The sequence below is a fragment of the Methylocaldum sp. genome, assembly GCF_035627495.1.
Taxonomy (GTDB): Bacteria; Pseudomonadota; Gammaproteobacteria; order Methylococcales; family Methylococcaceae; genus Methylocaldum.
The window spans coordinates 1-2610 of the sequence record NZ_DASPLO010000075.1; the positions used below are offsets into that span (position 1 = coordinate 1).

At 54.8% G+C, this 2610-nt stretch carries 2 protein-coding genes; both read left to right on the forward strand.

Annotated elements, in window-relative coordinates; genetic code table 11:
• The first annotated feature begins 952 nt into the window (after positions 1–952).
• Positions 953–1222: a hypothetical protein gene (locus VEB01_RS06210; RefSeq protein ID WP_324873767.1), complete on the forward strand. Its 270-nt coding sequence runs from the start codon at positions 953–955 to the stop codon at positions 1220–1222.
• Positions 1223–1322: 100 nt separating this feature from the next.
• Positions 1323–2576, forward strand: coding sequence for an IS256 family transposase (locus VEB01_RS06215; RefSeq protein WP_324873769.1), 1254 nt, complete (start codon positions 1323–1325; stop codon positions 2574–2576).
• The last annotated feature ends 34 nt before the right edge of the window (positions 2577–2610 follow it).

Genomic DNA, 2610 nt, shown 5'->3' on the forward strand with positions numbered 1-2610 from the left:
GTAGCTAAACAGGGAGCCTTGGGTCATGTCGTCGCCGCGCATCGTCCGTCTCGAAAAAAGTAGATTGCTTATTTTACCGGGCCAAACCGTCAATGGCTGCGGTGCCGTGTGGCCTTCGGAGTTTTTCACCACCCTGTTAAGTCATTATTGGCCGCCTAATAAAGTTGCGATTTACTTTAAAATATTATCTTTCCCTAAAATAGAGATCTATCGCATTTTCTATATTTGTGGATATAATCGAGGCTTTTCTTAAGGAAGCCTCCTCGTTCTCCTGGAGCTATGCCATTAAGTTCTATCTCGTCATTCCGGCATGTAAGGGGCCGCGACTAAAGCGACCGCTTGCGAGTGGAACAGCTGGAATCCAGGAGCTAGGGATACTATCGGCTTGGGCCACCTCCTCTCTCCCTGGATGCTGGCACAAATCCGCCCCGAGTGGATTTGCATTGACGCAAAGGGCGCCGGGCACGATAGCCCAGCGTGACTCCCTGCCGGCAGGACGGCTAAACTTAATGTCACTGCTATCTCTAGGAGAGGGTTGGCGTTGGAGTGAGAGCGATGCGAATAGGCTTTTACTTTCTTTATGCACAGTAATCCGTAAGTTCCTGACTCTTTCAAGAACCACCGACTTCTACGCACGAGAAAACCAGCTCTGCATTGTCTAGGATGCCCCATCCCCCACTCTCTCCAAGTCGAGATAGAAGCCTCGGCTTCGCCTAGTCAACGACAAATAACACCACTCCTTGCAATCGAAGCACACTCGCCTGATGCAGAATTTCAGCCTTTCTCCCCGCCAAATGACGGCCACCCTGTGGCATAACCACACTCTCATCAGGCGCGAAGAAGTCATTGGCCATTATCGCAATTCAGTTCTTGGCATCCTGTTGTCGTTCTTGCACTCCGTATTCATGTCGACCATCTACGCGTTCGTCTTCAGTGTCGTATTCAAGGCGCCATGGAGTGGCGGCGGAAATTCAAAAACGGGATTCGCGCTTACTCTCTTTGCTGGGGTGATGGTATTCATTCTATTTGCTACCTCTCTCCTGATGCGCCGGAATCCAACTCTGATGAGTACCTGAGCCGCGATTTCAAAACGGCGCTACATACCGGCCGATCAGCCATAACAAAACAAGTTGATGGAAAAAGCCTTGGTTTTTTTATGGACAAGCTCACCACCTTGCCCGAAAAGGTCGTGGTCTACTTCAGGCATCCCGCCGCTATCTAAGGAGTTATGCTCGAAAGTTGTGGATGAGGGGCTGAGGTAGGCGGCGTATTCTTGATGGTCTTCGAGGTCATCAATTCCTACGAGAGGAAACGAATACGCCATGAGTGAAGATAAGGTCATTCGGTTGAAGAGTCCAGGGACACCTGGACCGGTGGAGGATGCGTTAACTGAGGTGTTGCGGGAAGGTGCCCGCCGATTACTGGCATCGGCCATTGAGGCGGAAGTGACAAGCTTCCTGGAACGTTTCCAGGCGGAGAAGACGGCCGAAGGGCTGAGCCGGGCGGTGCGGAACGGTCATCTGCCGACGCGGTCCATCCAGACCGGCATCGGCGACATCGAGGTGTCGGTGCCGCGAGTCCGCGATCGGGCGGGAAAAATCCGCTTCAGTTCGTCGATCCTGCCGCCGTATCTCAGGCGGACGAAGACGGTGGAGGAGTTACTGCCTTGGCTGTATCTGAAGGGCCTTTCGACGGGTGATTTTCAGGAGGCCTTGACGGTGCTATTGGGCAAGGACGCGCCGGGGTTGTCGGCGAGTACGATCAGCCGCTTGAAGGACAGCTGGAAAGAGGAACAGCAACGCTGGTCGCGGCGCGATTTATCGAACCGGCGCTATGTCTACCTGTGGGTGGACGGCATTCATTTCGGGGTACGCCTGGCGGAGGCGGCGCAATGTATTCTGGTGGTGGTCGGCGCGACCGCGGAAGGCAAAAAGGAACTGGTCGCCTTGTCCGATGGTTATCGGGAAAGCGAAGACTCCTGGCGCGAGGTGCTGCTGGAGCTCAAGTCCCGAGGGTTGAAGATTGATCCCCATCTAGCCATTGGCGATGGCGCCTTGGGCTTCTGGAAAGCCCTGCCGCAGGTGTTCGGCACCACAAGACGTCAGCGTTGCTGGGTCCACAAGACCGCCAACATTCTGAACAAACTGCCCAAGAGCCAGCAGCCCAAGGCCAAAGCGGCGCTGCACGAGATCTGGATGGCGGCCACCCGGCAGGAGGCGGAGAAAGCGTTCGATCATTTCCTTAAGGTGTATCGGCCCAAGTATCCCAAGGCGGCGGAATGCCTGGAAAAGGATCGGGACGTGCTGCTGACCTTCTACGATTTCCCGGCCGAGCATTGGATTCACCTTAGGACCACCAATCCCATCGAATCCACCTTTGCCACGGCGAGGCTCAGGACCGCCAAGACCCGTGGCTGTGGGTCCCGGGAGAGCATCCTCGCGATGGTGTTCATGCTGGTGAAAAGCGCCGAGCGGCACTGGCGAAAACTGAATGGAATTCCCCGCTTGGCTCAGGTCATTGAAGGAGTCGTGTTCAAGGACGGAGTACGGGAAGACGCCGAGAAAATCGCCGCCTGATCAAATCCCCATACACAAAATTTGACCATTACTC

What these genes read in the sequence shown, in the direction of transcription:
- VEB01_RS06215 (WP_324873769.1), top strand. Translation starts at nt 1,323, where the DNA reads ATGAGTGAAGATAAGGTCATTCGGTTGAAGAGTCCAGGGACACCTGGA.
- VEB01_RS06210 (WP_324873767.1), top strand. Translation starts at nt 953, where the DNA reads ATGGAGTGGCGGCGGAAATTCAAAAACGGGATTCGCGCTTACTCTCTT.